The following is a 25535-nucleotide window of genomic DNA, read 5'->3' on the forward strand; positions in this document are numbered from 1 at the left end:
CGGCGGGCGCAGGCAGCCGAAGGGCCGCGCCTCAGCCGCCTTGCCCTGCCAGCAGGACCCCGGGCGGTGGTTCAGGCCGCGGCCTCCTCCGCTCCGGTGTCCTCCCGCGCGCCGCCGTGCTCCGCCCCGCGGGCGTCCGCTGTCCCGGTGTCCTCCGCTCCGGAGTCCTCTGTTCCGGTGTCCTCCGCTCCGGTGTCCTCTGTTCCGGTGTCCTCTGTTCCGGTGTCCTCCATGTCCGCTTCCTCGAGCATGACCTCCAGGTCCAGGTCTTCCCACTGCTCGCGGGTCAGGGCGGTCGCGCCGTCATCCGCCACTAGGGAGGGGTCCTGCCGGTTGCGGGCCGTACGGGCGTGCAGGGTGCGCCGGGCGTGCTCGCGCGCGGCGCGTTCGCGTTCCCCGGCCTGGCGGTGGTCGGCCTCGGCGGCGGCGAGCCTGGCGTCCCGGTCGCCGGTGAGCACGTACACCAGGTCGGACAGGCTCAGGTGGACGCGGGTGGCGTCCTGGCGCGCGCGCCGGTCGACGACCTTGGCGAACAGGTCCTTCTTGGCCTCCAGGATCTCCACGACGCGGTCGTCGATGCTCCCGCCCGGGGCGCTGGCGTGGACGTAGACGATCTCGATGTCGGGGCCGTCCAGGTCGCTGTTGAGGCGGTAGACGCGCGCCTCGGCCTGCTCCAGCGTGGCGGGGGCGTAGACGTAGGACAGGCCGATGAAGTAGGTGGCGGTGGGGCTGGCGGACCAGGACTCGGCCGCGGCGGCGTAGGTGCCGATGACGACGTCGATCTCGTGGGCGTGCAGGCGCCGCTCCACCTCGATGCGCTCCAGCGGTGGGGTGGATCCCCAGATGCCGCCCCAGGGGATGTTCTCGCGGTCCAGCAGGTCGCCGAGTTCGCGGTAGGTGGCGCGGTCGGCGCAGAACACCACGCCGCGCCGGCCCTGGGCGCGGAATCCGGTGATCAGGCGCAGCCCCGCGGCGATCTTGGGGTTGGGGCCGCCGACACCGGCCGAGGCCGGATTGGCGACGATCTTGCGCATGCGGGTGAGCCGTACCAGGGCGTTGAACTTGCCGTCCGGGCCGTCGAAGGCGCCGCCGGCCTTGGCCTGTTCGGCCTCTTCGCGCAGCTCGGCCAGGGCGCGGCGCTGCTCGGCGGTGAGCTGCACGTGCACGCGGCGGTCGTGGCGCGCGGGCATCGGCCTGCCGACCTGGTCCATGCGGCGGCGGACCATCATCGCGCCCAGGTGCTCGGCGACGGCCTCCTGCGGGTCGCCGGGGTACAGGTCCTGCAGGTGGCGGGTCGTGGCGCGCGGCGGCCACTCGCCCGGCACCAGGAACGCGCCCTGGGCCAGCAGGTCGCCCACGACGTTGACCAGCGGAGTGCCGGACAGGCCCAGCCGGTAGGGGACCGTGGACGCCATCGCGCGCAGTGCCCGGGACCGGCGGGAGCCGGGGTTGCGGACGCGCTGGATCTCATCGGCGACGATGGCGACCGGGTGCTTGGATCGCAGGATCTCGGCCAGGGCGTGCAGCCGGTCGTAGGAGACGACGTAGGCGTCGTGCTCGGCCTCGGCCACCGCCTGCCAGGCGGCCTTGGGGCTGCCGGTGGCCAGCAGGTGGGAGCGGCCCATCTGGCCGAGCTGGCGGGCCCAGGTGCTGAAGGCGCTGACCGGGCAGACCACGAGCAACGGCCACAGGTCCAGGTCCTGGCACAGGGCCAGGGCGACGGTGGTCTTGCCCGAGCCCATGTCGCCGGCCAGCAGCACGCCGCCGAGGGTGTGCAGGATGCGTTTGGCGCGGCGGGCGTCCCGCTCCTGAAAGTCCCACAGGCGCCAGGGGAAGTCCTCGCCCAGGTTCAGCGGCGGGGCGGGGGCGGCGGCGCGCTCGATGGCGTCGCGCACCTGGCCGGGCACGTGGACGACGCCCTGGTCGAGCAGGGCCCCGGCCAGCAGCAGCGGCATCCGGTAGTGCCCGTCGCCCGGCTCGCCGGCGTGGCGCAGGGCGGGCAGGCCGAGGGCTTCCAGCAGGTCGGGGCGGGTGGTGCGCAGGGCGACGGAGGTGCCGGCGGCCGAGGCGGTGGCGATCGCGGCGCCCGCCTGGGCCAGGCGCCGGTTGAGCAGGGCGCGGGCGCCCGGGTGCACGGCCAGCGGGGCGCCGAGCGTGGCCAGCGCGGCCAGGGCGGGCCAGGCGATGTCGGCCTGGCGCAGCGGCGCCGGCCAGCCGCGCGGGGTGTGGGCGCGCAGCCGTGCCCCCTCGCGCACGACCGTGATGGGCCGCAGGCCGAGGCGGGCGGCGTGCAGGGCGTAGGCGACCGCGGCGGCGTTGGCGTCCAGGGTGACGCGGGCCGGTGGCCGTACCCACGCCAGCCGGTCCAGCGCGGCGGCGGGGAACACCGCCCGGCGGGCCTTCTCCGCGCGCGCGTTGGGCACCAGGGCCGCCAGCCACCGGTGGGCCCGCTCCGGCTCCGGGCCGGAGATCGCGGCCACCGCCTCGGCCGGTGAGCGCAGGTGCACGTCCAGGTCGGCGGACCAGGTGGCGAACATCGGCAGTTGCCCGGCCTGGCGCCGGGCCCGCTTGGCCCGCTCACCGGCCGAGTCCGTGAAATCCAGGCTGAGCTGTTCGGCCATGCGCACCTCCAGTGATCAGTGGGGACGCGCCTGACCGTGCCGCGATCGGCCCCGCTGTCGCACCATCGGGCGGGCGCACAGCCCGGCCCGGGCGGGCAGCGCGCTCACGGCCGGCCGGATGCGACAGCGGAAGAAGTCCGCCGCACCTCGCCAGGCGAACGGCTGAACGGCCGAACAGCCGAACGGCTGAACGGCTGAACGGCTGAACGGCTGAACGGCTGAACGGCGAGTGTCGGATCGCATGGCGAATCCCAGGCTCTCGGGCCTGGGATTCGGGTCGCGTCGTTCACGCGGTCCAGGCCGCGCCGATCGGGGTATCCGGCCGGCGCTGCCCGCCGGGTTCAGCGGTCGCGCTCCTTGGGTCCCTCCGTGCCCGGGCGGGTGCCCCCGGCGCGGCGGGGGCGCCTGGCCCGCCGTACGGCCCGGACGGCGCGGCGGACGCGGGCGGCCAGGCGCCTGCGGGCGGCGCCGGCCAGGATCCCGGTCTGGGCGTAGCCGTCGGCGGCCACGCCGCGGACCCAGCGCAGGATCACCAGCACCAGCCAGACGGTGACGAAGTTGAGCGCGCTGACCAGGCCGGTGACCACTCCCCAGGTGGAGGCCTCGTCCACACTGCACCGGCCCGAGTACGCGCCGGGGCAGGTGGCGGGGATGAAGACCAGCCCCATCGCGGCGAGCGCGGTCACGGCGGTCAGCAGCGCGGCGGCGGTGACCTTGCCCAGGCGGCGGGCCAGCCAGCCGTGCGCGCGGACCGTCAGGCGCACGAGCACGGCGGTGGCCATGCCTCCGGCGAGCAGGACCGCCAGGTCGTCGGCGCCGTAGACCACCCAGCCGCCCTGGGCGTGGAAGATGGCCAGCGCGGCGGCGGTGACGGCCAGGCCCAGCAGGGCGACCCGGCCGGCCTCTCGCACCAGGACGCGCGGCCACCGCCGCGGGCCAGGGCTCTGCTCAGTGCTCCCGGGGGCCGAACCCGGCGTTCGCGTGCGCGCGGCGGACGTGCGGGCGGGGGACGTGCGGGTGCGCGTGGTTGATGGCATGTCAGGCGGGCGGATCCGTGCCGCCCTGCCTCCTCTCCTTGGTCGCTTTCCCGCCACCGTCGCCGCGCGGCCGTACGCGGCAGCACATGCGCGGCGCCCGGCTCGGAGCGGACCGGCCGGCCGGCCGGCCCGCCGGGCGCATCGGGCCAGGGCACCGGGGCGGGGCCGCGCCGCTGCCCGGGGCCAGGGGACGCGACGGGATGGCGCTGGCCGGGCGGGGTCGGGCGCGGACGGTGCGACGCGGACGGGCCGCACGGCCCATCACGGCCCATCACAACCCATCACCTCCGGAGGTCCATTCATGCCTGCTCACACCGCGCCGCCGCCCGGGAACCGCCGGCGGGGGCTGCGGATCGCGCGCCACTTCACCGCCGAGGCCCAGGACCCGTTCGACCTGTTCGAGTGGGTCACGCGGGAGGCGAAGATCGTCCAGCCCGACGGGAAGGTGGTCTTCCACGCCCCCGCCGTCGAGGTGCCCTCGGGGTGGAGTCAGCTCGCCACCGACGTCCTGGCCTCCAAGTACCTGCGCAAGGCCGGGGTGCCGCAGACCGGCCCCGACGGCGAGCCCCTCGGTGACGAGAACGGCCCCGTGCCGGGCGGGGAGACCTCCGCCCGCCAGTGGGCGCACCGCCTGGCCACCGCCTGGCGCGTGTGGGGCGAGCGCGGCCGCTACTTCGCCACCGCCCGCGACGCCGAGGCCTTCTACGCCGAGTGCGTCTACATGCTGCTGGCGCAGATGGCCTCCCCCAACTCGCCGCAGCACTTCAACACCGGCCTGCACGAGGTGTACGGCCTGACCGGGGAGCCGGAGGGCAACTGGTACCTCGACCCCTCCGACGGGCAGGTCAAGCAGTCGCCGTTCAAGCACTTCCGCTCGGCGGCCTCGGCCTGCTACATCAACGCGGTCGCCGACGACCTGGTCGGGGACGGCGGGATCATGGACCTGGCCACGCGCGAGGCGCGCCTGTTCAAGGCCGGGGCGGGGTCGGGGGCGAACTTCTCGGCCATCCGGGCGGCGGGCGAGCCGCTGTCCGGCGGAGGCACCAGCTCGGGGGTCATGAGCTTCCTGAAGGTGCTCGACACCGCCGCGGGCGCGATCAAGTCCGGCGGGACCACGCGCCGCGCGGCCAAGATGGTCATCCTGGACGCCGACCACCCCGACATCGAGGAGTTCGTCTCCTGCAAGGTCACCGAGGAGGACAAGGCCGCCGCGCTGGTGGCGGCCGGCTACGACGCCGCCTACGACGGCCCCGCCTACGCGACCGTGGCCTTCCAGAACGCCAACCACTCGGTCCGGGTGACCGGGGAGTTCATGCGGGCCGTACGGGACGACGCCGACTGGCCGCTGCGGCGCCGCGTGGACGGCCAGGTCGTGCGGACCGTCAAGGCGCGGGAGCTGTGGCGGAAGATCGCCGAGGCGTCCTGGCGGGTGGCCGACCCCGGGCTCCAGTTCGACGACGTCATCAACTCCTGGCACACGGCCGCGGCCGACGGCCCCATCCGCGGGTCGAACCCGTGCTCGGAGTTCATGTACCTCGACGACACCGCCTGCAACCTGGCCTCCCTGAACCTGGTGCCGTTCTACGACGGGCAGGAGCGCCGCTTCGACGCCGAGGCGTTCCGGCACGCGATCCGGCTGTGGACGATCGTCCTGGAGATCTCGGTGGCCATGGCGCACTACCCGTCGGCGGAACTGGCGCGCAACTCCTACGAGCACCGCCCGCTGGGCCTCGGCTTCGCCAACGTCGGCGCGCTGCTGATGCGCGCCGGCCTGCCGTACGACTCCGGCCGGGCCCGCGCGGTCATGGCCGCCATGGCCGGCATGATCACCCTGTGGGGATACGCCGCCTCGGCCGAGATGGCCGCCGCCGTCGGCCCGTGCGAGGCGTTCGCCCGCAACCGTGACAGCGCGCTGCGGGTGCTGCGCAACCACCGCCGCGTGGCGTACGGCACGCTGCCCGAGCGCGAGCAGCTCGGCGCGTACGAGCGGCTGCCGGTCGAGCCCGTGCCGCTGGACCACGGCGCCCTGTCCGCCACGCCGTTCGCGGACCTGTCGGCGGCCGTGACCGGCGCCGCCGACGCGGCGGTCGAGGGCGCGCGGCGGCACGGCCTGCGCAACATACAGGCCAGCGTCATCGCCCCCACCGGCACCATCTCGTTCGTGATGGACGCCGACACCACCGGGATCGAGCCGGACTTCGCCCTGGTGAAGTTCAAGAAGCTGGCCGGCGGCGGCACCATCAAGATCGTGAACCAGGCGGTGGAGCCCGCCCTGCGCGCACTGGGGTACGGCGAGCGCGAGGCGGCCGCCATCATCCGGTACGCCCTGGGCGCCGGGCAGCTGGTGCCGCAGGCGCCGATCGACCGGGACGCCCTCATCCGGGCCGGCCTGTCCCAGGACGACCTGGACCGGGTGGACGACGCCCTGGCGACCGCCTTCCGCCTGCGCGACGCCGTCTCGCCCCAGGTGCTCGGCGAGCGCGCGATGACCCTGCTGGGCATCCCCGCAGGCGAATACGAACGGCCCGGCTTCGACCTGCTGACCCGGCTGGGCTTCAGCGAGGAGGACATCCGGGCCGGCGACGCGATCGTGTGCGGGCACCAGACCGTCGAGGGCGCGCCCGGCCTCAGGCCCGAGCACCTGGCCGTCTTCGACACCGCCACCGTGTGCGGCGACGGCACCCGCTCCATCCACTGGTCCGGCCACGTCAAGGCGCTCGGCGCGGTCGCCGGCCTGATCAGCGGCTCGGTGAGCAAGACCGTCAACCTGCCGGCCGTCGCGACCGTGGAGGACTTCATCGCCGTGCACGAGCTCGCCTACCAGGTGGGCAGCAAGTGCGTGGCGCTGTACCGCGACGGGTCCAAGCTGTCCCAGCCGCTGTCCGGTGGCGGCGCGTCCGCGCGGGACCCGGAGCCGGAGACCGGCAAGGAACCCGACTCCGGGCAGGAAGTGGCCGAGCCCGCCCCCCGGGCGGCGGCGACGGCCGAACCGATCCCGGCCGGTGTCAGCCCCACCGAGTTCTACCGGGGCCAGAACCCGCCCCGGTTCCGCCTGCCGAACCTGCGCTACGGCCCCACCTGGCGGTTCGAGGTCGGCGGGCAGGAGATCTACCTGCACGCCGGGGAGTACCCCGACGGCACGCCCGGCGAGATCTTCATCGAGCTGGGACGCGAAGGGTCCGTCCTGCGCGGCCTGCTGTCGGCCTTCTCCATCGCCGTCAGCCAGGGGCTGCAGCACGGCGTTCCGCTGGCCAAGCTGGTGGACTCCCTGGTCGGGCAGACCTTCGAGCCGCGCGGCATGGTCGGCGGTCACGACAACCTGAAGATGGCCTCCAGCGTCATCGACGCGGTCTGCCGCATCCTGGGCCACCACTACCTGGGCATGGACGAGCTGGTCCAGATCGCCACGCCCCCGGCCGGCCCCGCCACCGCGCGCCCGGCGCCCGCCACCCCCGCGCCCGCCGCCGCCCCGGCGGCCGCCTCGCCCTCGCACCCCGGACAGGCTCCGCGCGGCCCTCAGGCTCCGCGCGGCCCTCAGGCGCCCGCCGCCCGAAGCGGGGCCAAGGCCGACGGGGTGTGCGCGGCCTGCGGCGGGCTCACCCAGCGCACCGGCACCTGCGCGGTCTGCACGAGCTGCGGCACCACGACCGGCTGCAGCTGACCCCGCCCGATCCCCCGCCCCGCGCCCGCCTCGCCCACGCGAGGCGGGCGCCTCGCCCCCGGGCCCCCCGGGCCCCGGGCCTGCGGAGCCCCGGGGCACCGGTCGTCACGGCCTCACCCCGTCCTCCTCGTAACGACCCCGGCCGCCTCCGCGATGCTCTTGACGGTCTCCCCGCACGAATCCTCACGCTCGAAGTCACGCGACCCATCCCCCTCCAGAAAGGGATCCCCCTCATGCGCCGTCCCCTCCTCGGCCTGGCCGCCGCGCTGGCCCTGGCGATCCCGCTGACCGGCTGCTCGGCCGATGACGCCCAGGCCAAGTGGATCGAGGAGGTGAAAGCCGCGGGCTTCATCGCGACGAACGGCTACGAGGACATGTTCGAGAAGGCGAAGAACCTGTGCGCCTCGCCCAGCCCCGAGGGCATCACCGCCATGGCCCAGCTGGCCCTGCTGAGCGCGGAGTCCAGCAAGAACATGGAGAAGCTCGGCATCAAGCCCGAGGACGCGGCCAAGCGATACGGCGAGGCCACATGGAAGTACGCGTGCGGGAAGTGACCGCCGCCTCGCGATCTGGGGCAGGTTTACGGAACGAGCAGATCGATCATCGCGCCGACCGGATGGATACGGCGACGCCAAGCGCGAAGAAGATCCACTGCAGGCGGTGATTCCTACTCCGTGGTCGGCCGTCAGGTGAACGCCTATCCCCCGGCGCGCCGGTGATGGGGTGTTCACGAGTGCGGTTGAGCTTGAAGAACGCAGGGCTTTGAAGATCGCTTCCCGGCACGCAGATGATCGTTTCCCGCAGGGCTAGGGCTGACGGCTGGCGGTGAGGGGAAAATTGTCGGCTGCTCATGACAGCCTGGGCCGATGCCCTCAACGATCTCAGGCTTCGATGAACACACTGTCCGGGTGGACGGTCTTGATCTCCATGTGGCTTCCGGTGGAGAGGGACCGCCACTGCTGTTGCTTCACGGCTTCCCACAAACCCATCTGACCTGGCGGCATGTCGCCCCGGCGCTGGCAGATCGCTTCCGCGTCATATGCCCCGACCTGCCCGGCTACGGGGCCAGCGCCAAGCCAGAGGGTGGCCACGAGCAATACGCCAAGCGTGTGACCGCGGCAGCCATGGTCGCGCTGATGCGACAGCTCGGTCACGAACGTTTCAGCCTGGTCGGCCATGACCGTGGAGCGCTGGTCGCCTTCCGCGCCGCGTTGGATCACCCCGACGCCATCGATCACCTCGGCGTGATCGACGTCATCCCCACCGTTGACATGTGGGAGTCGCTGGCGGGCGTGGGTGGCGTCTTCGGCTTCCACCTGTATTTCCTCGCGCAGCTCAACGACCTGCCCGAACGGATGATCGGCGCCGACCCCGACACGTTCTTCGGCCACTTCCTCGACGCCTGGGCCGAGGCCGGCACGTTCGACGACGAGGTCCGTGAGGCATACCTGGCCGCGACGCGCGATCCGGAAACGATCCACGCCATTTGCCAGGACTACCGGGCCAGCGCCTTCGCCGATGCGGCCCACGACAGCGAGGACCGGCAGGCCGGCCGGCGCATCAAGGCCCCTACCCTGGCGATCTGGCAGGACCCCGGCGACATGGTGCCGCCGTTTGACCCCTCGGCAGTCTGGCACGACTGGGCGCCGGATGTCCGCACCCTGATGCTGCCGGGTGGACACTTTCTGCCGGAGACCCAACCTGCCGCCGTCGCCGCGGCGATCAGAAACCTGATCAGTTGACCCCTCGGAACGACCGAACGGCGGCAGGAGCGTTGACCAGAGCCGAAATCGGCGGGGTCATGGTGCGTGGTGGAGCATGCTGCTCACTCCGCCGTCCGAGGGAGTGTAGGAGATTCCCCGCAGGACGGCGACGGGCGCGCCCCGGCCGCGCTGTCCCGGGATGATCCCGGCTGCGGCCGCGATCATGTCGGCGAAGGTCTCCTCCTGGAGTTTGCCCTGATGTTCGGTGACGCGCGGAGGGGCGATCCCGGCGGCGCCGATGGAGATGACGGTTGCGCCGCGCCGGTCGGCGCGTCCGTCGGAGTCGGCGATCACGACGGCGCCCGCCGTGCGGCATTGTCGCTCAGGCAATGAAAGAGGCCCCTTCCGATGATCGGAAAGGGCCTCTGACCTGGGTCGGGGTGGCGGGATCTGAACCCACGACCTCTTCGTCTCGACCGCGGTGATCACGTCCCGTGCCTGGGCTCATGGACGGAGGGGCGGCGTTCCGCGCAGGGGAGTGCCGACGACTCGAGGCTCGCGCGGATCGTCGCCGAGTTCGCGGGTTGGCGCTGTGGGTTTGCTTCTCCAGGGTGGTAGGGCGGGGGGCTTACTGTGTCGCTATGGGCGAGGTTTCGGTTCCTGGGCCGGATCAGGTGCTGGCCAGGACGTTCGTCGCGCTGGCGGACACATTGGTGACCGATTTCGATGTGATCGCTTTCCTGCAGATGTTGTGCGAGCGGTCGGTGGAGCTGCTTGGCGTGGACGCCGCCGGGTTGCTGGTGACCGACCAGCGGGGGAATCTGCGGTTGATGGCGGCCTCCAGTGAGCAGTCGCGGCTACTTGAGTTGTTCCAGTTGCAGAACGAGCAGGGGCCGTGCCTGGAGTCGTTCAACAGTGGGCATGTGGTGCATTGTGCGGACCTTGCCGGGCCCGAGGGGCGGCGGTGGCCGCAGTTCGCCGAGCAGGCGCGTGAGTGCGGGTTCGCCGCGGTGAGCGCGTTGCCGATGCGGCTGCGCGCCGATGTGATCAGGGCGTTGAATCTGTTCCGTGCCGTGCCCGGCCCGCTCACTCCGGAGAAGGTCGCTCTCGGGCAGGCGCTGGCGGAGGTGGCCACGATCGGGCTGCTGCAGGAGCGCGCGGTCAGTCAGGCGCAGACGCTGGTCGAGCAGTTGCAGACGGCGCTCAACAGCCGGGTCGTGATCGAGCAGGCCAAGGGTGTGCTGGCGCAGTGGCACGGCTGGTCGATGGAGCAGGCCTTCACCGCGCTGCGCGCCTATGCTCGCGATCACAATCCGAAGCTGACCGGCCTGGCCGGTGCGGTGGTGGCGAAGTCCGCGACACGAGTTCGCGAGGACCCGAGGCCCGCCGACCGGCGTGCGAGGAACAACACGGCCCCTCCGACCGTCCCCACGCCAGATCCGCATCCACGGATTCTGACTACTTCAGCGGCGCATGAAGCCGGTTCGCCGCTGGAGCGGTCAGTTACTGCTGCCTCGGCCTGCATCGAGAACCCGCGACAGTTAAATACGCGACCCCACCAGTACAGGACCCCGCTCCGAAACGATCACGAACCGCAATCGTGATCCCTCACTCCGCTACCTGGCGGCTGGGGACATGTTCGGGAGCGGAGGGCCTTCAAGGTGAAGTTGCGCCGAACGGCATGTGCCCTTCTACGGCCGCGCCGTCCGCCGTGCCGCAGTCGGATAGTCGCGCAACTGGATGCCGTTGGCCGCTTCCCGGATCGGCTTCATCATGGCCTCCATCATCCGCGCCTTGCCCGGCATGTGCGGCGCCATCCGCATCATGAGGCCCTGCATGCGCGCGCGGGTACGGGACGCGGGCACCATGCCCTTGGCGGCAGTGCGGCCCAGCCGCTGGTTCAGCTCCACGAACTTGCGCATCTCCTGCTCGTACTGTGCGAACGCGACCCGGTGGTCACCCTGGCTGGCGGCCAGCTCTCCGGCGAGTACGTAGGCGCCGACGAGGGCCATGCCGGTGCCCTGCCCAGACGCGGGCGAGGGGCAGTACGCGGCGTCGCCCAGCAGCACTGTGCGCCCACGTGACCAGGAGTCCATGCGTACCTGCGCCAGGGTGTCGTAGTAGAAGTCGCTCGCCGTCGGCATCGCGGCCAGCAACCGCGGCACCTCCCACCCGTGCCCGGCGAACGCCTCCGCAACGACCCGCTGCTGCGCCGCCACATCATGCCGGTGGATGGGCTGGCTCGGCGCGGGGAAGAAGAACTGAGCCTTGGCCTCGGCCGCCGCCCGCACGCTGTAGACGTTCACCACGTGCCCGGCAGCCGACAGGACCATCTCCCAGCGGTCGAGATCCAGGTGGTTGGGGACGCCGAAGACCGCCACGCCCAGGCCGAGGCTCTGGGTGAACTGCGGCTCGGGGCCGAAGGCCAGCGCGCGGGTGCCCGAGTGCAGGCCGTCAGCTCCCACCACCAGGTCGAAAGTACGCGACGCCGCGTTCTGGAACGTCACGCGCGCCCCGCCGCCCACATCGGTGATCGAGGTGATCACGTCGCCGAAGACGTACTCGGCCTCGTTCCGGGTGAGGGCATAAAGGATCTCCGCCAGATCCCCGCGCATGATCTCCAGATCACCGGGATCGCGGAACCCGATCATGTCGGGACCGAGGGTCGCGATGGTCTTGCCCGCCCCGTTCAACCACGTCCCGCCCCGGATGTCAGTCGACCGTCGCCGCACTTCGTCGAGGATCCCCATGCGCCGCGCCACGTCCACCGCCCCCCCGCGCAGATCCACCTTGTAGCCGCCGGGGCGCGGCGCGGCGGCCCGCTCCACCACGGTCACTTCAAACCCTTGGCGGTGCAGCCAGTACGCCAGGGCGGGACCGGCGACGCTCGCGCCGGAGATGAGCACCTTCATGAATCCTCCATCTGTGTATGACATACACGCTACTGCGTATGACATATGCGTATCTGCGTATGATATACACAGATCTATGGAGGTGGTCAACATCGAGGAACCCAACATCCCCGCTAGCATCGCGGTGGCCTGGGGGCTGCGGGATCGTCCGGGCAAGGGACCCAGACCGGGGCTGAGCCTGCCGCAGATCGTCCAGGCAGGCCTGGACGTCGCCCGCGCCGAGGGGCTGGCAGCGGTGTCCATGGCACGCGTGGCCAAGGAGGTCGGCGTGTCGACCATGGCTCTCTACCGCTATGTCGCGGCCAAGGACGACCTGCTGGACCTCATGCAGGACGCCGCCTACGGGCAGCCGCCCGAGGCACCTGCGGACAAGGACTGGCGCGGTGGGCTGACCGAGTGGGCCTGGGCCATCCTGCACGCGCTCAGGAAGCACCCGTGGGTGCTGCAGATCCCCGTCAGCGGGCCTCCGCTCCTGCCGAACCAGATCGCCTGGCTGGAACGTGGCCTCACCTGTTTGGGCAGTACAGGCCTGGCCGAATCCCAGAAACTATCGGTCGTCATGCTGCTGTCCGGCTACGTCCGGCAATGGGCCAGCCTGTCGATCGCTGTGGGTGCGGCCGGCCCTGACCAGGCCGCGCGTTACGCCACGACACTCGCCCGCGTGATCGACCCGGTCCGTTTTCCCGCGGTCTCCGCCGCCATGGCCGCCGGTGCCGTCGACGACGAGTGGGACGGCGGCGATGCCGAGTTCGTCTTCGGCCTCGACCGGGTCCTGGACGGCATAGCCGCCCTCACCCACGCCCGCCCCTAATGCGCGGTGGACGACAACGGCAGGGGCATCAAAGGGCGACGTCAGGGGGACAAGCCCCCGTCAGCGGACCCGGTCGCCCGGCGCGAGCAGACCCGTAACCTCAGCGATCGCCTCTGCCGAGGGGTGAAAATAGCGGCGCAGGTTCTTCGGTCTTCTTGTGCCCGGGACTTGGCCATCAGCAGCAGCAGCAGGCTCGCGCCGGTCAGCGCGATGACGCTTGTGGTCATCGCTGGTGGTCGGGGTGGCCGGTGGCGCGGGCGGGCGAGTTCGGAGGCGGGGCTCGACGCCGTCGGCGAAGAGCCCCGGCCCCGCTTGGCCGACTGGTGTCCTAAGACCCGCCGCCGCGGCCGGGCACGCGAGGACTTCATGCTGGAGACTGTCTACTGGGACGCCGGCGCCGCCCGGCTCCCGCTCCCCGAGCGCCGCCCTCAGCCGAGGGTGAAAGCAGCGCTGTGATCGGTCGCCCAGGTAAGGAATGTCCGGGGAGCACGCCCCAGCACCCGCTCGACATCAGGAGTGAGCCGGGCGTTGCCGTCCTGCGCGACCATCCGGGAGCCGTTGACCGCGACGTCGGCGAACTCGGGATCCACCCCAGCGGCGATCATCTGCGTGCGATAGACCTCCAGCGGCACGTCCACCGTCTCGACAACCCGCCCGAGCGTCTCACCCAGCGCCTTGGCCATGTCCGGCACGCTGAGCAGTTCGGGCCCAGTCAGCGTGAGCACGGTCCGTACATGCTCATCGGACGTCAGCGCCGTGACCGCCACCTCGGCCACGTCACGCGGATCGATGACCCCTTGCCTGCCCTGGCCCGTGGTGTTCGGCACCGGCTGCCCCGCCCGGACCTGGGGGACCCACCTCAAGACGTTGGAAGCGAAGCTGGACGGCCGCAAGATCGTCCATTCCAGCCCGCTGGAGCGCAACTCCTGCTCTCCGGCCAGATGCCAGCCCCCGACCTTGGCGCCCTCGTGCTCCTCTCCCGTGCCGATGGCCGACACCTTCACCACCTTGCGCACGCCCGCGGCCCGCGCCGCCGCGATCATCGCCTCGTCATGCCGGGGAACCCACGGGCCCGGAGCACTGAGCAGGAACACGGCCTCGGCCCCCCGCGCCACCCCGGCCAGCGACCCCGGATCGTCGAAATCCCCCCGAACGACTTCCACCGCCGGCAACGCCGCGACCTTCGACGGTTCCCGCGTCATCACCCGAACGGGCTCGCCCCGGCCCGCCAGCAACCGGGTCACTTCACTGCCGACCGTGCCCGTGGCGCCTGTCACAACAATCATGTGCCTCACCCTGCCACCCCGCCCATCAGCCCCTATAGGAACTTTCGGCACACGCGGGCACCTCAGCGCCCGGCTACCGTGTGGTCATGAGCATCGAGGTCCCGATGACCGTGCCGGACGGTTTGCGCCCGCTGGTCAAGGCGGTGAGCGTGCTGCGGGCGAGTGAGGGGGAGCCGCTCGTGCACGTCCCCGACACCGACACGTCCTTGGTCTTCCGTACGACCTCCGCCGGGGCCGGCGACCTGCTCGTGGTCGGGCCGCGCACACGCGCCTCGTACCATGCCGGCAAGGACATCCCGTTCTGCCTGCGGTTGCGGCTGCGTCCCGGCGCCGCCCGGCCGTTGCTCGGCGTCTCGGTGAGTGAGGTCGTCGACCGCGTGGTCCGACTCGGGGACCTGTGGGGTGCTCCCGCCGACCGGCTGACGGCCACCCTGCGGCGCGCCGACGGTGACGACGCGCTGGTGCTCAAGCACCTTGAGACCGTGCTGCCGACCAGAACGTCAACGGACGGAGCGAAGGGCGAGCTGGTCCAGGCCGCCGTCCAGGCGCTGAGCGGCCGTCCGGGCAGGCGCCGCGCGCCCGTGCCCGCCGTCGCCCGCCATCTGGCCGTCAGCGAGCGCCACCTGCGCACCGTCTTCGCCGACGCCATCGGCCTGTCGCCCAAACACTTCGAACGCATCGAACGTGTCCGACAGGCGCTGCTCCTCGCTCATGACCAGGGCCCTCGCTGGGCCGACCTGGCCGCGGCCACCGGTTACTACGACCAGTCGCACATGACGGCCGAGTTCCGTACGCTGATGGGCGTCACCCCGGGAGCCTTCCTCGAGGGGCGCACGCCGGCTCTGCGGCCCTGCTGACACCGCCGCCGATGATCACCGCCGGAAGCCGGGCCGGGCCACCGGCGAGTGCGTCCGGCCTCTGGCTGTCACTCCGACCGGCACCGGCTCGCCTTCTATCTAAGCTCGAAGCCAGGGGGTGGTGTGGGCCCCTCCTGAGTGCAGGTGATCGATGATCCGGAGACGTGCCCGCCCGGGCTTGGTGGGCACCGACGACGGCCGGTTGCCTCCATTCCTGGGCTCGGCGTGCGGACGCGGTGGCGTGCGGACGCGGTCGCGGCGCGGGCCGGCGGCAACGCCCGGCCGTACTGCCGCGCATCGTGGGCAGGCTCATCAAGGATCGGGGGAGGCCGGGTGAGACGGTCGCGGGTTGGTCATGGGCAGCACACTCCCGAGCAGGGACTTTCCCATCCAGGGTGATGGTTGTCGCTGGGGCGACATTGCCTGCAGGCTCTGCGCGTGCGTGCCGATGGCCGCCTCGACGAGGTCGTCCTTGGCCTTGAAGTGGTAGACGTTGCCCACGGGGATGTCGACCGCCCGTGCGATATCGGCGAGCGTTGTCTTCTCCACGCCCTGCTCATGCAGCATCCGCACTGCGGCGGCGATCAGCCGCTCCCCGTTCGCCCCGCTTTGTGGCGGCCGGGGCCCGATCGCTCATCTTCAAGTCAGTCACCTAACTAACCATGGACAGCAACGGGTTCGGCTGGCTATGGTTGCGCTTCAGTTAGTCCACTAACTCAGTTAGGAGAAAGCTCCCGGCATGACTGACGACAACCGATGGGAAAGGTCATGATCGTAGTAACGGGAGCCACCGGCAACGTTGGCCGACCGCTCGTGCAGGCACTCGCGGCGGCCGACGAGCAGGTGACGGCGGTGTCCCGAGGAGTCTCGGGCGTGGCGGTGCCGGAGGGAGTCCAGTACCGCCAGGTGGACCTGGCTGCCCCCGAGAGCCTTCGGCCCGTTTTCGACGGCGCTGACGCGGTGTTCCTCCAAGACGGCGGTGCCGGCGAGCACCTGCTGAGCCCCCAGGGCATCCTCGACGTCGCGAAAGCCGGTGGCGTTCGACGGGTCGTCCTGCTGTCCTCTCAGGGAGTCGCAACCCGGCCGCAGTCGTCCTCCCATGGGCAAATAGGACGGTCCATCGAGGACGCCATCCGGCAGTCGGGCATGGACTGGACGATCCTGCGGCCCGGCGGCTTCGCCTCCAACGCCTTCGCGTGGGCCGAAACGATCCGCACGGAGCGCACGGCCGCCGCACCCTTCGGCGATACCGGGCTGCCGTGGATCGACCCGGCCGACATCGGCGAGGTTGCCGCAGCAGCCCTGCGCGAGGACGGTCACACCGGGCAGGTCTACGAGTTGACCGGGCCCGCCCTCAGCACGCCCCGGCAACGAGCAGAGGTGATCGGCGACGCGATCGGCGAGCCGATCCGGTTCATCGAGCAGACCCGCGACGAGGCCCGCGCGCAGATGCTGCAGTTCATGCCCGAGCCCGTGGTCGAGACCACCCTCGACATCATCGGCAACCCCACCCCCGCCGAGCAGCGGATCAGTCCCGACGTCGAACAGGTCCTCGGCCGCGCGCCCCGCACGTTCGCCGAATGGGCGATCCGCAACATCGCCGCCTTCAGATAACCCACCCGGGGTGACGTTCCGCCGTTTCCGCGCCCGTACCCGGCACCAGTGCAGGCGCGAAACGGTCATCGCGTCCGCGGATGACTGAACCGGTCCGGGTTTCTTGAAGGCCCTGGTGCGCCCCGAGTCTGGCGGAGTCGCGTTCCTGGATTGTCATGCCACGGTGGGTGTGCCCTCGAACTGCATCGAGGTGAGCATGCCAGGCTGCTGTGCCGTCATTGCCGGTTGCGCCAGATCTCCAGGTACTCGAAGATCGCGTCCGCGAGCTCGATGCGGGTGTTCCAGCGTCGGCGGTCGAGGAGTTCGACCTGCATCCGGGACCAGAACGACTCCATCATGGCGTTGTCGAAGCGGTCGCCGACGCTGCCCATCGAGGGCAGAAGGCCGGAGTCCTTGGCCCGCTGGGTGAAGGCCCAGGATCCGAACTGGACCCCCTGGTCGGAGTGGACGATTGTCCCTGCGGGTGGCGTGCGGTTGTCGATGGCCATGCCTAGCGATCATGTAATCGCCCTGGATCGGCTTCCGGAAGCACGAGCCGGTCGCGGGCCGTGTGCCGCTCTTCGCCCCTCACGCCGCCGTCCTGGCCGACTACAAGCTGCGACTCAGGGGGCGCTGCCGCATTGAGGCACCGCAGGCACCTGGGGGCGGGGGTGGGGGGTCTTCGGATGGTCTGCGGTGAACGGACGCAATCGACAAGGAGGTGACGTGGCCGCATTCCGCCGCAGTCCGCTGCGCAACGCCACAGGTCAACCGCAAGCCCTCGCGTTCTCCGAGGGCACCGTGCACATCCCGCAGGACGTGCCGGCCGGGTTCACGCGCGAGGAGCGCGTCCCGATCGGGCGGCTCGTCTTCCCCGGCGGCGCCCGCGCGGGCGTCGACGCGGTCGAGCTCGGCCCGGCGCTCGGCCTGCCCCGGCCCCAGGCGGGCGGTCTCACCCTGGTGTCCCGCTTCGTCGCCGAGGCCTCGCCGCGCCGCGACCTGGTGTACCGAGACCGGCTCGTCCGCGACGAGTCAGGGCACGCCACCGCGGCGCGGGCGCTGGCCCGTCCCGGCGAGCGGGTCCGGCGGCCGGCTCCGATCCCGGCCGGGGAGGTGGAGATCCACCTGGACCAGCTGGTCAACCTCACCCCGCACGACGTGGTCGTCCACTCCCCCGATGGCGCCCGGCACGTGCTGCCGCCCGGGGGCACGCCCCCGCGCTGCCGCGAGCGGCGGCGCGTGATCAGCGCGCTGCCGGTGCCCGGAGGCTGGACGATGCCGGTGTACGAGGTGGACTTCGGCGAGGCCGAGAACCTGCCGGAGCGGCGCCCCGGCGTGTGGTACATCGTGAACCGGTTCGTGGCCGAGGCCTCCGGCCGCCCGGACCTGGTCTACCCCGACGGCCTGATCCAGGACGGCACCGGAATGATCACCGGGTGTCACACCCTGGCCCTGGCCGCCTGACAACGGCCATCGAGGTCTTCCGGATCCGCTCCTGGCCCGCGACCGGTATCGGCTCCCAGGCCGAACCCCCGCACGCCATCGTGCGGGGGCATCGGTCGTTGGCGGCGGGAACGCGCCGCGCCCGCCGTACGTCAGGCTCAGGCGGCGGCGGGTTCCTCCGTTTCTCCCGTCTCCTGCGTGGCCGCCTGGTGGGGGGCGGGCTGCCGCGGGGCCAGCACGTGGAGCACGCGCTCGGGGCCGGAGCCGGTGACCTTCAGGGGATTCCTGGCTCCCTCGAAGTGCAGCGTGACCGTCTGCCCGGGGGTGGCGAGCACCGCCTGTTTGAGGAGCGCGGCGTTGACACCGACGACGAGCTTGCGCCCGCGCACGCCGGCCGGGACGCCGTCCTCGAGCCTGCCGGTCCCGCCGTCGGCGGCGGTCATGCCGATCCGGTCCCGGCCGATGTCGAGCACGACGGGGTTGTTGTGCGGGTCGTGCACGAAGGCGGCGCGCTCCAGCATGGCGAGCAGCTCCCGCCGGTCGGTCTCGGCGCGCGTCGTGGCCTGCTCCGGGACGTACTGGCCGACCTGCAGATAGCCGCCGGCCAGCAGGCGCGCGGCGCAGGCGCGGTGCGATGAGGTCACGGTGAGCATGCGCCCGTCGGTATGGATCCGGGCGAGTTCGCCGGGCAGCCCGGCGGCGAGGGCCGCCATCCAGCGGGCCGGCGCGACCGCGTCCAAGCCGCTGTCTCCGGCCGCCTCGCACGCGATGGTCTCGATGGCCAGCCGGTAGCGGTTGGTCGCCTGCAGTCTCAGCTCGTCGTCCCGCGCCGCCAGGTGCACCCCGCCGAGCACGGCCAGGTCACCGTCTCTCTCCCCGGTGGCCGCCGCGGGCGCGACCCGCGAGACCGCCCCGGCGAACGCTGCCGTGCCCACCGTGACCACGCACGCTCCCGGCGCGTCCGCGCCCGGCGTGTACGGCTCGCGCGACGGCAGCGCGGGCAGTGCGTACCGGACCGCTCCGGCCGTCAGCACCACGGTCGCGGCGTGGACGGTGAGCGTGAGCGGCGCGGCGGGCAGGGCCGCGGCGATCTCCCGCAGCAGGTCCGCCTCGACCGTCACGCCCCCGGGCCGGAACACCCGGGCGGCGGCCGTATGGCGCCACCACGTGGCGTCATCGGCGTGGGCGGTGAACGCCACCTCTGCCCGGGGCCCGCTCTGGGGAGCGGCGATCAGGACCTGGCCCGCCATCGGGCCGCGCCCGCCGGCCGGCGCCCGTCCCGTCCATCGCAGCGCCGCCAGGAACTCCTGGCGGGTGAAGGTGATGCGCACAGGTGACCTCCTCCTTCTGGCTTGCGGTCCCCGCGCACCATGACCGCCCCGCCGCACCGCGGAACCACCCCGGCGCGCGACCCGTGAGCGCCGCCGGCGGCAGCGCCGGCACGGGCCGCCCGGGCGGCTCGGGCGAGGGGTGGGCGGTGACCCGCCACAGGCGATCCGGGCCTGTCCGGCTACGGACGGGCCTCCAGCAGGCCGCCCGGCCGGTTCCGGTGAGGGGCGCCGGCTTGGGCCCTTTGCGGACACCCTCAAAAAGGTATTGGAACTTGCGTTCTATCCCTCATGGTGGCGCGTGGGAGTGAAGGACTCCCGCGGCGATTCGCCGACGTAAACGATGTGAGGAGAAACATGGAGAACGTCCGCCCGGCCCAGCAGGTTCCCGCCTCCGAGGTCGACAGGTACGTCCCGCCCGCCGTGGAGAAGGTCGGCGACTTCGCGACCGACACGATGGGCAGCTACTCCGTGGGCAGCTCCGACGACTCCGACGCGGGGCAGTACTACAGCAACTGACCCCCGATGACGCAGTCTGACATGACTGCCGCCCGCCGCCCCGACGGCCCTGTTCACGGGTTGTCCTGGATGTGCGTCCTGGCCGACGGCCAGGACGCCGCCCTGGGGCGGCGGGTGGCCCGCACCGTACGCGACGTCGCCGGCCGGCTCTGGCTGGCCGGCGACCCCGGGCCGCAGCAATGGCGGCTCATCGAGGCCGGGCCGGTCCAGGTCGTGCTGATCGGGTTCTGCCCGCTGGACGACGCGGCGCTGCGGCGCCGGGTCGAGCAGGCGGTCGCCCGTGACGATCTGGAGACGCTGGCGCGGCTGCCCGGCGACTACCTGTTGCTGACCCGCGGCCCGCGCTTCACGCGGGCCTATACCGATCCGGCCGGATTGCGGCGCCTGTTCCAGGCCCGCCATGACGGCCGGGTGTGGCTCAGTGACCGGGCCGGCGTCCTGGCGTCGGTGACCGGGGCAGGCGTGGACGAGCAGTGGCTCGCGGCCCGGCTGGGCAGCCCTGAGCTGCCCTATCCCGTGGCCGCGCGCATCGGCCCGTACCACGGAGTCACGCCCATCCCGCCAGGGCACCGCCTCACTCTCACACTGGACGGACGGACGGCCGAGTGCACCCGCTACTGGGAGCCGCCCGAGGCCGTCCTGAGTCTTGAGGAGGGCGCGCCGCTGCTGGGGCAGGCCCTCGCCGACGCCGTCTCCACCCGGGTCGGCGGGTTGTCCGCGGCCAGCTGCCAGCTGTCCGGGGGCCTGGACTCGGCCGCCCTGAGCGCACTCGCCGCCCGAGCGCGGCATGCCGAAGACCGGGACACGCTGCTGGTCACCGTCGCCTCGCGGACCGCGGGCAACGACGACCTGCCGTGGGCCCGCGAGGTGGCCGATCGCCTCACCGGAGTGCGGCACCAGGTCCTGGACCCGGCCGAGCATCCGGCGATGTACGCCGGCCTGCCCGGCCTGACGCTGCCGGTCCTGGACGAGCCTGTGCCGTCGGCCGCGTCCGCGGCCCGGATCCGGCATCTGACCCAGGTGCTCACCGCCGAGGGCGTAGGCGTCCACCTCAACGGTCAGGGCGGCGACGAGGTCCTCGGGGCGCCCGTGGCGTACCTGCGCGAGGAGCTGCGGCGTCGTCCACGCGACGCCTGGCGCCGCATCCGCGGCCACGCCGCCCTGTCCGGGGTCTCGCCCTGGCGGCTGCTGGCGGCCCTGGCCGACGCCCCGTCCTACCGGGACTGGCTCGCCCAGGCCGCCGGCGAGGATCTGATCCACGCCGAGCGCGACCGGATCAGTGAGGTGGCCGCGTGGGAGGCCCGCATCCGCTTGCCGGTCTGGGCCACCGGGCAGACGGTCGCGATCCTGCGCGATCAGCTGCGGAAGGCCGCGACCGGCGCCGAGCCGCTCGCGCCCACCCCCGCCCGGCACCACGAACTGGTGCGCCTGCACGCGGTGGCGCGCCGATCGGCCCTGTACCGGGACGCGCTGGAAACGCTCGGCGTCCAGGCCCACTTCCCGTTCTATGACCGGGACGTGGTCGCCGCCTGCCTGGCCGTCCACCCCGCGCAGCGGACCGACCCCTGGCAGGTCAAGCCGCTGCTGCACGCGGCGCTCGGCCCCATCGTGGGCCCGGTTCTGCCCGAACGGCGGACCAAGGGCCACTACAACCACGACATCATGCACGGCCTGCTCGCCAACCGAAAGGCCCTGCTGGAGATGTTCGACGGGTCGGCGCTGGCCGGCCTGGGACTGATCGACGACGCGTGTGTCCGCCGCTTGATCGGCGCCGCCGAGGCGGCCCGGACACCCCCGTCGTTCCTCAACGAAACCCTGGCGTGCGAGATCTGGCTCCGTCAGCTCGCCGCCCAGACCCCGAAGGGAACCACGTGACCACCATCCGGCTCCACTCCGATGTCCTGCACGTCGGCAACGCCGAGCACCAGGTGCTGCTCTCCAAGCGCACCGGCACGTTCTACGCGCCCAACCCCACGGCCGCCCCGCTGGTGAACCGGCTGGCGGCCGGGACGACCGTCGCGGAACTGGCGCGGGATCTGGACGAGCGTCACGCGATCGGGCTGCCCCGCGCCACGGCGGACGTCACCGAACTGGTGACCCGGCTGGAGGCCCAGCACCTGATCGTGCGAGAGGACGGCTGATGAGCTCGATCATGGCGCTCCCGCCACCGATCCGGCTCACCGTCGCCGAGCGCGTCCGCGGTCTGGCCGCGCTCGGCGCGGCCCGGCTGGTCCTGGCCCGCACCCGATCCCGACCCGACTCGCTGGAGCGGGCGCTGCGCGGCTACGCCGCCGGCGCCCGCCCGGCGGGCCTGCCGGAGGCCGAGCGGGCCTGGAAGGTGATCATCACGATCAGCCCGCGCTGCGGCGGCGACACCCAGTGCCTGATCCGATCCGTCGCCGTCGCCCTGTACTGCCGAGCCGGCGGCACCTGGCCGACGTGGCGGACCGGGATGCGCTACCCGCCGATGCAGTCGCACGCCTGGGTGGAGGCCGGAGGCCGGCCCGTGGGCGAAGACGCGCGCAACATCGCGACCTATACTCCGGCGTTCAGCGTCGCCGCCGAGTCCACCTCGAACACGAACGGGGCATGACCATGCACCTCACCGAATCCATCGCCGACCGGCTCACGGCATACACCGCTGACCTGCGCGACAAGGGCGCGGTCCGAACCGACGCGGTCGCGCGCGCCTTCTCGGCCGTACCGCGGCACCTGTTCATCCCCGCCGTCAACGACCGTGGCGAGCGCATCCCGGTGGGCGACAACCCGCCGGGCGAGCTGCTCGACCTGATCTACTCCGACCGATCGATCATGACCCACGTCCCCGGCGACGAGGCCGGCGGCTTCAGCTCGGCCTCCCAGCCCGCGCTGGTCGCCAAGATGCTGGAGGCGCTGCGGCTGGAGCCGGGGCAGCGGGTGCTCGAGATCGGCGCCGGGACCGGCTACAACGCCGCCCTGATCGCCACGATCACCGGCGCGCCGGTCGTCACCGTCGACGTCAGCCGCGCGGTGGCCGACGAGGCCGCCCGGGCGCTGCGGCGTGTCGGCATCACCGAGGCCACCGCGCTGCACGCCGACGGCTACTACGGCCACCGCGACGGCGGCCCCTATGATCGAATCGTCGTGACCTGCGGAGTCACCGGGATCTCCCCGCACTGGCTCGACCAGCTCGCCCCCGGAGGGTTCGCGCTGGTCCCGCTCGCGCACGGCGGCCTGCATCCGCTGGTCGCCGTCCCGGCCGCCACGCCGCACACCGGCGGGCGGGTCGGCGGGCGAGCCGTCTCGCACGCCGATTTCATGACCGCCTCCGGGCCGCTCTACCACTGGCCCGAGGGCCGCACCCGGCTGCCCGACGCGCCGGTGCCCGCCCGGGCGCTGGACTCCGTCCCCGGGACGGGACCGGCCCTGGAGTGGGAGGACTACCAGGCCCTGTGGTTCCACCTGGCGGCCCGCGACCCGCGCACCACGCGCGCGTGGACCGAGGGGCTGGACCCGGCCGCAGGCATGTGCGCCCTGCACGAGCCGGGCGCCGGCACCGCCTGGATCCACCTCGACGGCACCGCCCGCCACACCGGCGCGGGGTCGCCGCTCGATCGGCTCCGCGCGCTGGTCGGCGAGTGGGACAGGGCCGGCCGTCCCGCCATCGGCGACTGGGCCTGCGCCTTCACCCTCGACGGCGCGCCCGGCCAGCCGGTCCTGCTCCCCACCGAGTGGCACACGCTCTCCGGAGAGTCCCCCCGCGGGGACGCCCACCCGGCGAGCGCCTGACACCGGCGCGGCCGCTCACCCGAGCAGCCCGCCCGATCGCAACCCCGAGGGTGCGGCCTTCCCGGCCGCACCCTCCCCATGTGCGACACCCCCGCCTCGCGCGTGAAGGGTGGGCCGCCGTTCGGAGCGGCCTGCGCGTGCCGGGCCTCTCTCACATGTCGGGCCCTGGACCGGTCTCACTCGCCGAAGATCCATAGGCGGCGCAGCTCCTCGGTGGCGTAGCCCTGGCCGAGGTACATGCTCAGGGCCTTGCCGGTGCGGAACTCCGCGTGCACCGGATCTTCGGGGACGCGGAAGCCGAGAGCGCCGTAGAGCTTGAACCGGTTGAGAGCGAACGCCGCTTCCATGAGGGTGCCGTAGGTCTCGGCGGCGCTGATCGCGCTCAGCCAGTACGAGCTGCTCATGACCAGCAGGGCGACCGGCGCGGCCCACCAGGCCCACGGTGTCCAGGCGAGGAAGAGGAAGCCCCACAGCCACGATTGCGCGGCCCTGTCGATCTTGTCGCGCGCCTCGGTGATCTGGGCGCGGGTATCGGTGTCGATCAGGAGCCACAGGTAGGGCCAGCACACGTCGCTCGCCAGGCCGAACATCAGCCTGGGGCGGTCCTCGACCATGCGCAGGGTGTTGCCCAGGCGGGTGGGCATGAGCCGGTGCGGGAGCGGCAGCTTGCGCAGCTCCTCGCCGAGCTTTTCGATCTCTTCGTCGTCGGCGCCCAGCCCCGGCCCGTCGTCTGAGCCGGACTGGGCGAACCTGCGCTCCGCCAGCCCCTGATACTTGATCTCCAGGGCGTAGTGGCGGCGTCGATGGCGCGAGGCCAGCCGCCACCGCAGGAAGTCCGGCCAGTAGCCCTGCAGAAGCCGCAGCAGGGTGGGGGTGAGCCGCTCCACGATGATCGTCGAGCCGGCCAGGACGAGCAGTGCCCCGAGCAGTGCCGCGATCTGTGTCGCGGCGGGCAGCCTCGTCACCACGGCGCCGAACTCGGTGATGGTCTGCGCCCACGTGCTCGGCTTGCTGTAGATCCACGCCAGGAAGCCGCCGGCCCAGAAGGCGAGGGCGGGCGAGAAGAGGCGGGCGGTCCACTGCTCGGCCAGCTTCCCGGCGAAGGTCTCCCAGAACTTGGTAAGCACGCGACGCCCTCTCAGACCACGCCCCGCCGACCCATCCGCGGCCATTGTCGCAGTATGGGCCAGGGACGAACAGGGCGTCGCGAGGCTTGCACCAGCGTCCCTGGCCGGCCGGGGCCCGCCGCATGCGGCGGTGCGCGCCACCCCGGCGCAGGCTCCGGCCCGTCCCGGGACGCACGCGTGCCGCCGCAGGCGCGGGGGCTGGAGCGCGAGGCTAGAGCGCGGGTAACTCGCGGTGGGCCTCGATCATGACGGCCAGGCGCTGCAGGACACGGTGGCGGTCGCTGAACACGCGCTCGGCGACGACGTCCAGGGCCGCGCCGGCGTACACCACGACCTGGGGGATGAGGCGGGGGGCGCACTCGTGCAGGGACGGCGAGACGCTCTTGAGGTCCTCGCGGAGCTGGACGACGTCGCCCGCCAGGCCCGAGCGCATCAGCGCGCACGCCAGGCCCGAGCGCAGCTCGGCGTGTCCCGCCACCTCTGTCAGGGTGACCGGCTCGACCTGGAGCAGCCGCGCGGCCAGATAGGGCAGTGAGGTGAGCGTGGCCAGCAGGCCCGCCAGCGAGCCGGTGTCGCGCCGGTGGGCGTAGGCGGCGACGATCTCGGTGAACACGCCCTCCAGGCCCGGGTCCCCGGACGCCGTCAGCAGCGCGACGGCGTCGGCGACCGCGGCTCGCGCTTCCGTTCTCTCAGCAGCCATCTGGCTCAGCCTTCCCGGTCGTGGGTCTGTCTGCCGGTGACGGTGCGCGAGCCCCGCCCCGACGCAGCCACCCGGGCACCCGCGGCCCGCCGCGCCGGGCAGTCGGCGCCCGCGGCGGGCGAGCGGGCGGCCTCGCGCTGGGTCTGGCGGACGGGCCTCCACGGTGCGG

The 25535-nt window shown here is 72.5% G+C and carries 22 protein-coding genes and 1 pseudogene; 13 read left to right on the forward strand and 10 right to left on the reverse strand.

Annotated elements, in window-relative coordinates; translation table 11 throughout:
- Nucleotides 1-71 precede the first annotated feature (71 nt).
- Nucleotides 72-2621, reverse strand: coding sequence for a DEAD/DEAH box helicase (locus D5H75_RS31665; protein ID WP_119930246.1), 2550 nt, complete (start codon nt 2619-2621; stop codon nt 72-74).
- A 341-nt stretch (nt 2622-2962) separates the two neighbouring features.
- On the reverse strand, nt 2963-3532 hold the full coding sequence (locus D5H75_RS31675; protein ID WP_119930248.1) for a hypothetical protein: 570 nt from the start codon (nt 3530-3532) through the stop codon (nt 2963-2965).
- A 427-nt stretch (nt 3533-3959) separates the two neighbouring features.
- On the opposite strand from D5H75_RS31675, the gene D5H75_RS31680 reads away from it, so the two are divergent.
- The 3 genes from D5H75_RS31680 to D5H75_RS31690 all read left to right on the forward strand — a co-directional run bounded on the left by D5H75_RS31680 (nt 3960) and on the right by D5H75_RS31690 (nt 9061).
- The gene (locus tag D5H75_RS31680) at nt 3960-7319 is read left to right on the forward strand and encodes an adenosylcobalamin-dependent ribonucleoside-diphosphate reductase (protein ID WP_202638702.1); all 3360 of its coding nucleotides are present in this window, start codon (nt 3960-3962) and stop codon (nt 7317-7319) included.
- A 233-nt stretch (nt 7320-7552) separates the two neighbouring features.
- On the forward strand, nt 7553-7873 hold the full coding sequence (locus D5H75_RS31685) for a hypothetical protein (protein WP_119930249.1): 321 nt from the start codon (nt 7553-7555) through the stop codon (nt 7871-7873).
- Nucleotides 7874-8185: 312 nt separating this feature from the next.
- On the forward strand, nt 8186-9061 hold the full coding sequence (locus tag D5H75_RS31690) for an alpha/beta fold hydrolase (RefSeq protein ID WP_119930250.1): 876 nt from the start codon (nt 8186-8188) through the stop codon (nt 9059-9061).
- Between the two features lie 57 nt (nt 9062-9118).
- Here D5H75_RS31690 and D5H75_RS31695 read toward each other — a convergent pair whose 3' ends face one another.
- A complete protein-coding gene (locus D5H75_RS31695) occupies nt 9119-9412 on the reverse strand; it encodes a coenzyme F420-0:L-glutamate ligase (RefSeq protein ID WP_202638703.1) in 294 nt (97 codons plus the stop codon).
- Nucleotides 9413-9663: 251 nt separating this feature from the next.
- Here D5H75_RS31695 and D5H75_RS31700 point away from each other — a divergent pair, with 251 nt between their 5' ends.
- Nucleotides 9664-10626 (forward strand): GAF and ANTAR domain-containing protein, encoded by a 963-nt coding sequence (locus tag D5H75_RS31700; protein WP_119930251.1) that lies wholly within the window; start codon nt 9664-9666, stop codon nt 10624-10626.
- 87 nt (nt 10627-10713) lie between these two features.
- On the opposite strand, the gene D5H75_RS31705 is transcribed toward D5H75_RS31700, so the two are convergent.
- A complete protein-coding gene (locus D5H75_RS31705; RefSeq protein WP_119930252.1) occupies nt 10714-11934 on the reverse strand; it encodes an FAD-dependent monooxygenase in 1221 nt (406 codons plus the stop codon).
- A gap of 76 nt (nt 11935-12010) precedes the next feature.
- Here D5H75_RS31705 and D5H75_RS31710 point away from each other — a divergent pair, with 76 nt between their 5' ends.
- Nucleotides 12011-12745 carry a TetR/AcrR family transcriptional regulator gene (locus D5H75_RS31710; protein ID WP_119930253.1) on the forward strand — a complete coding sequence of 245 codons (735 nt, stop codon included), beginning with the start codon at nt 12011-12013 and terminating at the stop codon, nt 12743-12745.
- A 428-nt stretch (nt 12746-13173) separates the two neighbouring features.
- Here D5H75_RS31710 and D5H75_RS31725 read toward each other — a convergent pair whose 3' ends face one another.
- Nucleotides 13174-14031 (reverse strand): NAD(P)H-binding protein, encoded by an 858-nt coding sequence (locus D5H75_RS31725; RefSeq protein ID WP_119930254.1) that lies wholly within the window; start codon nt 14029-14031, stop codon nt 13174-13176.
- A gap of 86 nt (nt 14032-14117) precedes the next feature.
- Here D5H75_RS31725 and D5H75_RS31730 point away from each other — a divergent pair, with 86 nt between their 5' ends.
- Nucleotides 14118-14888: a helix-turn-helix domain-containing protein gene (locus D5H75_RS31730; protein WP_119930255.1), complete on the forward strand. Its 771-nt coding sequence runs from the start codon at nt 14118-14120 to the stop codon at nt 14886-14888.
- 312 nt (nt 14889-15200) lie between these two features.
- Here the strand turns inward: D5H75_RS31730 and D5H75_RS31735 are convergent, their stop codons facing one another.
- Nucleotides 15201-15455: a TetR/AcrR family transcriptional regulator gene (locus tag D5H75_RS31735; protein ID WP_119930256.1), complete on the reverse strand. Its 255-nt coding sequence runs from the start codon at nt 15453-15455 to the stop codon at nt 15201-15203.
- Between the two features lie 201 nt (nt 15456-15656).
- Between D5H75_RS31735 and D5H75_RS31740 the strand changes: the two genes are divergently transcribed.
- Nucleotides 15657-16502, forward strand: a complete 846-nt coding sequence (locus D5H75_RS31740; protein ID WP_119930296.1) for an NAD(P)H-binding protein — start codon at nt 15657-15659, stop codon at nt 16500-16502.
- A gap of 218 nt (nt 16503-16720) precedes the next feature.
- Here the strand turns inward: D5H75_RS31740 and D5H75_RS31745 are convergent.
- Nucleotides 16721-16999 (reverse strand): annotated as a pseudogene (locus D5H75_RS31745) (transposase); the annotation flags it as partial.
- Nucleotides 17000-17207: 208 nt separating this feature from the next.
- Here D5H75_RS31745 and D5H75_RS31750 point away from each other — a divergent pair.
- The gene (locus D5H75_RS31750; RefSeq protein WP_147425335.1) at nt 17208-17945 is read left to right on the forward strand and encodes a hypothetical protein; all 738 of its coding nucleotides are present in this window, start codon (nt 17208-17210) and stop codon (nt 17943-17945) included.
- Between the two features lie 137 nt (nt 17946-18082).
- Here the strand turns inward: D5H75_RS31750 and D5H75_RS31755 are convergent, their stop codons facing one another.
- Nucleotides 18083-19255, reverse strand: a complete 1173-nt coding sequence (locus D5H75_RS31755) for a DNA polymerase III subunit beta family protein (RefSeq protein WP_119930259.1) — start codon at nt 19253-19255, stop codon at nt 18083-18085.
- A gap of 354 nt (nt 19256-19609) precedes the next feature.
- Here D5H75_RS31755 and D5H75_RS31760 point away from each other — a divergent pair, with 354 nt between their 5' ends.
- The 5 genes from D5H75_RS31760 to D5H75_RS31780 are packed head-to-tail and all read left to right on the forward strand — an operon-like array spanning nt 19610 to nt 23539.
- Entirely contained in the window at nt 19610-19771 is a 162-nt protein-coding gene (locus tag D5H75_RS31760) for a lasso RiPP family leader peptide-containing protein (RefSeq protein WP_202638704.1), read from the forward strand.
- Nucleotides 19772-19792: 21 nt separating this feature from the next.
- A complete protein-coding gene (locus tag D5H75_RS31765) occupies nt 19793-21646 on the forward strand; it encodes an asparagine synthase-related protein (RefSeq protein WP_202638705.1) in 1854 nt (617 codons plus the stop codon).
- Nucleotides 21643-21912, forward strand: a complete 270-nt coding sequence (locus tag D5H75_RS31770; RefSeq protein WP_202638706.1) for a PqqD family protein — start codon at nt 21643-21645, stop codon at nt 21910-21912. The genes D5H75_RS31765 and D5H75_RS31770 overlap by 4 nt, the downstream gene beginning before the upstream one ends.
- The gene (locus D5H75_RS31775) at nt 21912-22364 is read left to right on the forward strand and encodes a lasso peptide biosynthesis B2 protein (RefSeq protein ID WP_202638707.1); all 453 of its coding nucleotides are present in this window, start codon (nt 21912-21914) and stop codon (nt 22362-22364) included. Before D5H75_RS31770 ends, D5H75_RS31775 begins: the two co-directional genes overlap by 1 nt.
- On the forward strand, nt 22361-23539 hold the full coding sequence (locus D5H75_RS31780) for a protein-L-isoaspartate O-methyltransferase family protein (RefSeq protein WP_119930263.1): 1179 nt from the start codon (nt 22361-22363) through the stop codon (nt 23537-23539). The genes D5H75_RS31775 and D5H75_RS31780 overlap by 4 nt, the downstream gene beginning before the upstream one ends.
- A gap of 176 nt (nt 23540-23715) precedes the next feature.
- Here D5H75_RS31780 and D5H75_RS31785 read toward each other — a convergent pair whose 3' ends face one another.
- Together D5H75_RS31785 and D5H75_RS31790 are read right to left on the reverse strand one after the other, a co-directional pair.
- On the reverse strand, nt 23716-24666 hold the full coding sequence (locus D5H75_RS31785) for a hypothetical protein (protein WP_119930264.1): 951 nt from the start codon (nt 24664-24666) through the stop codon (nt 23716-23718).
- A 211-nt stretch (nt 24667-24877) separates the two neighbouring features.
- Nucleotides 24878-25366, reverse strand: coding sequence for a hypothetical protein (locus D5H75_RS31790; protein WP_119930265.1), 489 nt, complete (start codon nt 25364-25366; stop codon nt 24878-24880).
- Nucleotides 25367-25535 lie beyond the last annotated feature (169 nt).

It is taken from the genome of Bailinhaonella thermotolerans (assembly GCF_003594875.1).
Taxonomy (GTDB): Bacteria; Actinomycetota; Actinomycetes; order Streptosporangiales; family Streptosporangiaceae; genus Bailinhaonella; species Bailinhaonella thermotolerans.

What these genes read in the sequence shown, in the direction of transcription:
- D5H75_RS31780 (WP_119930263.1), top strand. Translation starts at nt 22,361, where the DNA reads ATGACCATGCACCTCACCGAATCCATCGCCGACCGGCTCACGGCATAC.
- D5H75_RS31710 (WP_119930253.1), top strand. Translation starts at nt 12,011, where the DNA reads ATGGAGGTGGTCAACATCGAGGAACCCAACATCCCCGCTAGCATCGCG.
- D5H75_RS31680 (WP_202638702.1), top strand. Translation starts at nt 3,960, where the DNA reads ATGCCTGCTCACACCGCGCCGCCGCCCGGGAACCGCCGGCGGGGGCTG.
- D5H75_RS31765 (WP_202638705.1), top strand. Translation starts at nt 19,793, where the DNA reads ATGACTGCCGCCCGCCGCCCCGACGGCCCTGTTCACGGGTTGTCCTGG.
- D5H75_RS31730 (WP_119930255.1), top strand. Translation starts at nt 14,118, where the DNA reads ATGAGCATCGAGGTCCCGATGACCGTGCCGGACGGTTTGCGCCCGCTG.
- D5H75_RS31690 (WP_119930250.1), top strand. Translation starts at nt 8,186, where the DNA reads ATGCCCTCAACGATCTCAGGCTTCGATGAACACACTGTCCGGGTGGAC.
- D5H75_RS31735 (WP_119930256.1), bottom strand. Translation starts at nt 15,455, where the DNA reads ATGCTGCATGAGCAGGGCGTGGAGAAGACAACGCTCGCCGATATCGCA.
- D5H75_RS31790 (WP_119930265.1), bottom strand. Translation starts at nt 25,366, where the DNA reads ATGGCTGCTGAGAGAACGGAAGCGCGAGCCGCGGTCGCCGACGCCGTC.
- D5H75_RS31725 (WP_119930254.1), bottom strand. Translation starts at nt 14,031, where the DNA reads ATGATTGTTGTGACAGGCGCCACGGGCACGGTCGGCAGTGAAGTGACC.
- D5H75_RS31700 (WP_119930251.1), top strand. Translation starts at nt 9,664, where the DNA reads ATGGGCGAGGTTTCGGTTCCTGGGCCGGATCAGGTGCTGGCCAGGACG.
- D5H75_RS31760 (WP_202638704.1), top strand. Translation starts at nt 19,610, where the DNA reads ATGGAGAACGTCCGCCCGGCCCAGCAGGTTCCCGCCTCCGAGGTCGAC.
- D5H75_RS31685 (WP_119930249.1), top strand. Translation starts at nt 7,553, where the DNA reads ATGCGCCGTCCCCTCCTCGGCCTGGCCGCCGCGCTGGCCCTGGCGATC.
- D5H75_RS31775 (WP_202638707.1), top strand. Translation starts at nt 21,912, where the DNA reads ATGAGCTCGATCATGGCGCTCCCGCCACCGATCCGGCTCACCGTCGCC.
- D5H75_RS31705 (WP_119930252.1), bottom strand. Translation starts at nt 11,934, where the DNA reads ATGAAGGTGCTCATCTCCGGCGCGAGCGTCGCCGGTCCCGCCCTGGCG.
- D5H75_RS31740 (WP_119930296.1), top strand. Translation starts at nt 15,657, where the DNA reads ATGATCGTAGTAACGGGAGCCACCGGCAACGTTGGCCGACCGCTCGTG.
- D5H75_RS31665 (WP_119930246.1), bottom strand. Translation starts at nt 2,621, where the DNA reads ATGGCCGAACAGCTCAGCCTGGATTTCACGGACTCGGCCGGTGAGCGG.